The organism is Vibrio sp. Vb2131 (assembly GCF_033338535.1).
Lineage (GTDB): Bacteria > Pseudomonadota > Gammaproteobacteria > Enterobacterales > Vibrionaceae > Vibrio > Vibrio alginolyticus.
In genome coordinates this window covers 1-6399 of sequence record NZ_JAWOSW010000040.1, presented here as the reverse complement: position 1 = coordinate 6399, position 6399 = coordinate 1, and the positions used below count along the sequence as shown (strand labels likewise).

Annotated in this window: 5 protein-coding genes and 4 tRNA genes; 3 read left to right on the top strand and 6 right to left on the bottom strand. The window is 42.8% G+C overall.

The features are described 5' to 3' along the window. Positions 1 to 180: 180 nt before the first annotated feature. The 4 genes from R7E38_RS22730 to R7E38_RS22715 all read right to left on the bottom strand — a co-directional run bounded on the left by R7E38_RS22730 (position 181) and on the right by R7E38_RS22715 (position 576). A tRNA-Thr gene (locus R7E38_RS22730) sits at positions 181 to 256 on the bottom strand. Between the two features lie 13 nt (positions 257 to 269). Then, positions 270 to 344, bottom strand: a tRNA-Gly gene (locus tag R7E38_RS22725). A 35-nt stretch (positions 345 to 379) separates the two neighbouring features. Then, positions 380 to 464 (bottom strand) — tRNA-Tyr (locus R7E38_RS22720). Positions 465 to 500: 36 nt separating this feature from the next. Further along, positions 501 to 576, bottom strand: a tRNA-Thr gene (locus R7E38_RS22715). A gap of 205 nt (positions 577 to 781) precedes the next feature. Here R7E38_RS22715 and coaA point away from each other — a divergent pair. Next, the gene (gene coaA / locus R7E38_RS22710) at positions 782 to 1705 is read left to right on the top strand and encodes a type I pantothenate kinase (RefSeq protein ID WP_005388683.1); all 924 of its coding nucleotides are present in this window, start codon (positions 782 to 784) and stop codon (positions 1703 to 1705) included. Positions 1706 to 1712: 7 nt separating this feature from the next. On the opposite strand, the gene birA is transcribed toward coaA, so the two are convergent. Together birA and murB are read right to left on the bottom strand one after the other, a co-directional pair. Continuing rightward, positions 1713 to 2678: a bifunctional biotin--[acetyl-CoA-carboxylase] ligase/biotin operon repressor BirA gene (gene birA / locus R7E38_RS22705; protein WP_033907505.1), complete on the bottom strand. Its 966-nt coding sequence runs from the start codon at positions 2676 to 2678 to the stop codon at positions 1713 to 1715. After that, on the bottom strand, positions 2675 to 3718 hold the full coding sequence (gene murB, locus R7E38_RS22700) for a UDP-N-acetylmuramate dehydrogenase (protein ID WP_033907506.1): 1044 nt from the start codon (positions 3716 to 3718) through the stop codon (positions 2675 to 2677). The genes birA and murB overlap by 4 nt, the downstream gene beginning before the upstream one ends. A 101-nt stretch (positions 3719 to 3819) precedes the next feature. Here murB and R7E38_RS22695 point away from each other — a divergent pair, with 101 nt between their 5' ends. Next, a complete protein-coding gene (locus R7E38_RS22695) occupies positions 3820 to 4251 on the top strand; it encodes a GNAT family N-acetyltransferase (RefSeq protein ID WP_031781233.1) in 432 nt (143 codons plus the stop codon). Positions 4252 to 4322: 71 nt separating this feature from the next. Then, positions 4323 to 5663 carry a CDP-diacylglycerol--serine O-phosphatidyltransferase gene (gene pssA, locus R7E38_RS22690; RefSeq protein WP_033907507.1) on the top strand — a complete coding sequence of 447 codons (1341 nt, stop codon included), beginning with the start codon at positions 4323 to 4325 and terminating at the stop codon, positions 5661 to 5663. Positions 5664 to 6399: the final 736 nt, after the last annotated feature.

Here is a 6399-nt window from a genome sequence, read left to right as displayed (position 1 = left end):
TGTTTTACCGTGGTCAACGTGGCCGATAGTACCAACGTTAACGTGCGGTTTCGTACGTTCAAATTTTTCTTTAGACATGAGTGGTCCCTCTAGGTACGGATTTAGGTGGCCCAAATTGACCACGCAACCAAAAAAAGATAATTGGTAAATCTAATATCAAAAGGAAATAAACTTGAGAGCTGGTGCTGATAGGCAGACTCGAACTGCCGACCTCATCCTTACCAAGGATGCGCTCTACCACCTGAGCTATATCAGCACTCAAATTAGAGTGGAGCGGGCAGCGGGAATCGAACCCGCATCATCAGCTTGGAAGGCTGAGGTAATAGCCATTATACGATGCCCGCAACACGTAACTCTGAGAGCTATTTCCTAAAGAATATGGTGGAGGGGGACGGATTCGAACCATCGAAGGCAGTGCCGGCAGATTTACAGTCTGCTCCCTTTGGCCACTCGGGAACCCCTCCAAATTTTCAAGCCATTCAGACTACTAAAGGAAAGAATGGTGCCGACTACCGGAATCGAACTGGTGACCTACTGATTACAAGTCAGTTGCTCTACCTACTGAGCTAAGTCGGCATAAGTGGTGCGCATTCTATTGAATGATTTTCTAGGTTGCAATAGTAATTTGAAAAAAAATCATAAATTTCGATTTTTTAGATTCGTTTGCTGCAAATTCGTACAAACTTAGCTTTTTTAAAGCAAACTTCGACCTTTGTCGTTTGCTTTGAAGTTCGCTTGATGTATGTTCTTGCTTCTATTAAACCAAGGATAAAAGAGACCCATGAGTCCATTTTTGTCATTTGACCGTGCAAATTGGGCCGAGTTAAGAAACTCTGTACCGATGACACTTTCTGAAGACGACTTGACTGCGCTTCAGGGCATTAATGAAAACCTAACCATGGAGGAAGCGGTAGAGATCTACCTTCCTTTGTCTCGTCTTTTGAATCTGTATGTCCAAGCTCGTCAAAGCCGCAATTCCGTATTACAACAATTCTTAAATACAGAGGAACATGCTCCCCCTTTCGTAATTGGTATCGCTGGCAGTGTTGCTGTAGGCAAAAGTACGACTGCTCGTATTCTAACGGCATTGCTTTCTCGTTGGGAGAATCATCCCAAAGTCTCCTTGGTTACAACAGATGGCTTCCTATATCCGAAAAAAGTACTAGAAGAACGCGGTATCATGCATCGTAAAGGCTTCCCTGAATCCTATGATATCAAGCGTTTAGTCGAGTTCATGTCTGACGTAAAGGCAGGAAAGCCCGATCTTGAAGTACCCATCTACTCTCACATCACGTATGACATTACTGATGAACTAAGAAAAGTGGATAGACCGGATGTTCTTATTATTGAAGGTTTAAACGTTCTGCAAAGTGGAATGGACTATCCACATGACCCGCATCGTGTCTTCGTCTCTGACTTTTTAGATTTTTCAATTTATGTCGACGCAGAAACAGAGACCATTGAACATTGGTATGTAGAACGCTTTTTAAAGTTTCGCCAAGGGGCCTTTACGAAACCTGGCTCTTATTTTAGCCACTACACACAACTCTCTGTCGATGACGCAAAGAAAAAAGCGAAGCAAATTTGGCATGATATTAATGGGCTCAATTTAGAATTGAATATTCTTCCAACTCGTGAGAGAGCCCACTTGATTCTACACAAAGGCGTTAACCACTTGGTTGATAAAGTCTCGTTGCGAAAGTAATCGAAGATTAGTCACTTTTACGCAACGAGATTTCACCACCAATATAAGTCTCTAGTCCTTGGGAGGTTTCAATTAATATTCCACCTTGATGATCGATGCCTCGAACGACGCCATATACCTCTCTAGGACCAATAAGCAGTTTGACCTGACGATTAAGGAAATTGTCTAACCGATTCCAACGTTCGATAAAGCCAGTAAGTCCTTTCATTTCATATTCGACAAGTGCGGAATTCCAATGCTTGATAAGTGTCATTGCTAGAACATTTCTATCGATCTTGAGACTCTGATTTACTTGGTTCAACGTGGTCCATGGCTGGTCAATCTCAGGCTGGTCGTCAGGCATTCCAATATTCAGGCCCATCCCAATCACTAGATGAGCAGCCCCACCGGCCTGACCCGACATTTCAACCAAGATTCCGGCCAGTTTTTTATCTTGATAATACAAGTCATTCGGCCACTTGAGTTTAACACCTTGCATGCCTACTTCTTCCAGAGCTTCCACTGCGGCAATCCCAATCACCAAGCTCAAGCCCATTGCCGCAGCCATTCCCGCATCCAGTCGCCAATACATAGAGAGATATAAGTTAGAGCCAAACGGTGAGACCCATTGTCTACCGCGGCGACCACGCCCTTGTGCTTGATATTCAGCAATACAAACACGGCCCTTTTCCGAATCCACGACTCTGTCGAGCAAATACTGGTTCGTTGAGTCAATCACAGGGACAAGTTCAACAAGTGACTCCGAGCTAGTGGTCAGGAGTGTCTCGTCTAACAACTGCAATGGTGAAGCTAATTGGTAACCACGCCCTTGCACTCGATAAATATCAATACCCCATTCACTAAGACCTTTAATGTGCTTAGCGATTGCCGCTCTGGAAACATTAAGATCGTCGCCCAACGCTTCTCCTGAATGAAACTCTCCATCACTTAATAACCTTAAAATATGAAGTTTCGTAGAGTGATCTTTTCTCATCTAGATGCCTCGATCTGAGTCAAATTCGTCTCCCCGGTACGATTGAGAAAGCGTACTTCATGCTCAAGTATGATTTGGTATTTATCCCATACCGTCTGCTTCACTAAAGAAGCAAGCGCGACAATGTCATCAGCACTACAATTATCCATGTTGGTCAAAACCAAAGCTTGCATAGGGTTGACCTGCGCACCGTGTACAGACTTCCCTTTTAATCCACACTGATCGATAAGCCAACCAGCAGCAATTTTCATTCCTCCAGAAGCTGGGTAGGCCACTACGTTAGGGTATTTTTTTGTGAGTCGATCATAGTGATCTTGCGTGATCACTGGGTTTTTAAAGAAACTACCTGCGTTACCTATCTTGGTTGGATCTGGCAGTTTTGCCTTTCGCACTTGGCATACTCGTTCGAAGATAGAAGCAGGGCTGAGTTGTTCTTCTGGGATACTTTGTAAAGGTCCGTACTGGTTAATCGGCTGCCATTGCTTCGCCAACTTAAGCCCTAATGCGGTGATAAAGCACTTTCCGTGCAACGCATGTTTAAATATGGAATCCCTATAGGCAAACTCACAGTCTTGGGCGTGCATTCTTTTGTTTTCAAACGTAGTTAGATCAAGAACATCTACATAATCACAGATGTCTTTTAGCTCTAGGCCATACGCACCAATGTTCTGAATAGGAGCCGAGCCAGCACAACCTGGAATCAAAGCTAAGTTCTCGATCCCACCGATCCCCTGATTCACACACCAGGAAACCAATTCAGGCCAATCTTCACCACCGGCAATATGTAATAGGTAGTGCTCATCCGTTTCCGTGACTTCTTTACCCATGATTCGATTAACAATCACTAATCCCTCAAAATGTTCTGTAAAAAGAACATTACTTCCTTTACCTAAAAAAAGTTTCGGTAAATGGGTGAATCTTGGGTTTTGAAATAGCTCAATAACATCTTCAAGCGACTCAACGATAGCTAAATAGGAACACGATTGTTCAATTCCAAAAGTATGGTAAGCCTTTAGGCTCGCATTTGTTTTAATTTGCATAGTAGGTTTGCAACACCAGATAAGATTCTCTTAAACTGTCGACATTCTACATTAGTTATCTTTTAACCGCAGTGACAATACCAGACTCATTAATCATAGAAGTGTTAAATCCCATCAAGCTCCCCCTCATTAAGAAACTATACAAAGCGTATTACCCTGCGGGTCGAGCCAAAAAAGATGAATTGATCATTACAGCAAGCCATAAAGGTGAAATCATTGCGTTACTACGTTTAAAAAGTGTAGATAAAGTTCGTCTATTGACAGGAATGTTGGTCATTCCGAAAGTTAGGGGAACAGGGATTGGAAAAGAACTACTAACTCATTGTAAAAACAATGTTTTCACTGATGGCGATTATTGCTTCGCGTTTACACATCTCGAATCCTATTATTCCAAGCATGGATTCACAACAATTGATTGCTCTGAGCTACCACACCCGCTAAAAATGGCATTTCAACGTTATGTAGATAGCGGTAAAGATCTCATTCCAATGCAATTCATCTCTTCAACGACATCAAAACGCGTGCTTTTGTAGCCAGGTAAATCATATCTTTGATAAAATGGCAGGTTCGCAATATTGCACTAAACTAAGGTACTCATACCGATATGATAGTAAGTAGGAATCCATTCGAACAGTTGCCAAGTCTCGCTGTCAATCCGGAAGACTTTGATGTTCTGTATTCAGCAGAATCATTCAGAACCCGTCTTTTAGATGCTATCAGCAAAGCAACGTCGCGAATTTACCTAGTCGCTCTATATCTGGAAGATGATGAAGCTGGACGTGAAATTCTCACTGCGCTTTATGAAGCGAAACAGCGCAATCCTGGGTTGGACATCAATATCTGTGTCGACTGGCATCGAGCGCAGCGTGGCCTGATTGGTGCGGAGACATCTGAGGGTAATTCAGCGCTTTACAAAGCATATGCCAGCAAATACCAACACCCAATCCCTGTCTATGGCATACCAGTGCGTGGCAGAGAAGTTTTTGGGGTACTGCATTTAAAAGGCTTCATTGTCGATGATACTGTTATCTACAGTGGGGCGAGCTTAAATAACGTTTATCTCCATTATCATGAACGTTATCGATTTGATCGTTACCATGTGATTCGACATGAATCTTTAGCGAATTCAATGGTGCAATTCATTCAGGAAGAAATGATTGCTCACCCTGCCGTTAATGATCTTGCAGGAAAAGATAAGCCAGAAACCAAAGAAATTAAGTCGGCGATTCGCCAACTGAGGGCTTCTCTTGCTCAAGCCAATTATAAGTTTGAAGACCAAGCTGCAACAGAAGAAAGCGTAAAAGTCACTCCGTTAGTTGGGCTAGGCAAACGCCGTAATCTACTCAATCAACAGATTGTAAAGTTATTGGCAGCAGCCCAAGACGAAATTTTCATTTGTACGCCTTACTTTAACTTCCCTAAAGCACTTCATCGTGAAGTGAAACGAGCCATGAAGCGTGGTGTGAAAGTAACTATTGTTGTGGGTGATAAAACCGCCAACGACTTTTACATTGCACCTGAGGAAGACTTTAAAACCATTGGCGGACTTCCATATCTTTACGAAGTGAATTTACGTCGCTTTGCGAAAACCAATGAAGCGAATATCGCCGCACGTAAATTGTCAATTCACCTATGGAAGCATGACAATAACAGCTTCCACCTTAAGGGTATTTGGGTTGATAAACGCTATATGCTACTTACTGGGAATAACTTAAATCCACGTGCTTGGTCACTCGACCTAGAAAATGGACTACTCATACAAGACAATTATGCGAAGCTCACTGAGAAGTTTGAAGACGAAGTTTCGCGTATTCTTGAGCATACTCACCTTATCTGTACTTATAAGCAATTAGAGAAAGTAGAAGACTATCCTATAGGGGTACAGCGACTGGTCAGAAAAATTACCCGCCTAAAGGCAGATGGTGTTTTAAAGCGTATTCTTTAGACATCATTTCTCGCTCTAAAGTACGTCGAGATTTTTATACTAAGCCAACCGCTTTAGCAGTTGGCTTTTTCATATAATCCATTTGGGATACTTAACTATTTTCTAGTACCGCTAGTGAGCACATAACCACTTAGATCTAGAGCGACTCTCTTAATGGGTTTGAGCTTTGACGTTTGTGAGTTATTCCGCATAGCTTACAGCCTCGAGCTAAGCTCCCCCTCTCTGTTCTGGCGCTTCTTACCCCTTGGCGATATATTTTTTCTGAGACTCATCAAATGTTCAGCGTCGAAAATCATCACCTCGCTAATGAAGAGCTCCTTCAATCTTTCACCTTCCAATTCTTTTCAAGTCGTTTGATTTTTGAGCCAGGAGAGATTGGGGGTATATATGACGCTTTTCTGGATTATGCGCACAGTTCGTTTTTTCTTTCTCATCAAGATTCAAGCCGTTGAACGCCTTTGAATACCATAGATTACTTAGGTTTGTTTGTAGGTCATATTGTCTTTCCACAGCATCAACGGCCTATATTAATTAAAGCCTAGTGTGTAATCACGCAGAGTTCGCTTAGTAGGGATTATGGGGAGTAGTCTAGTTAGGTGTAAACACACTTCAGGGAAACGCCGCAGTAGAAACGAAAAAAGCCTCAGTCTTTCGACTGAGGCTTAATATAAGTGGCGGAGTGGACGGGACTCGAACCCGCGACCCCCGGCGTGACAGGCCGGTATTCTAACCAACT

What these genes read in the sequence shown, in the direction of transcription:
- coaA (WP_005388683.1), top strand. Translation starts at nt 782, where the DNA reads ATGAGTCCATTTTTGTCATTTGACCGTGCAAATTGGGCCGAGTTAAGA.
- birA (WP_033907505.1), bottom strand. Translation starts at nt 2,678, where the DNA reads ATGAGAAAAGATCACTCTACGAAACTTCATATTTTAAGGTTATTAAGT.
- murB (WP_033907506.1), bottom strand. Translation starts at nt 3,718, where the DNA reads ATGCAAATTAAAACAAATGCGAGCCTAAAGGCTTACCATACTTTTGGA.
- pssA (WP_033907507.1), top strand. Translation starts at nt 4,323, where the DNA reads ATGATAGTAAGTAGGAATCCATTCGAACAGTTGCCAAGTCTCGCTGTC.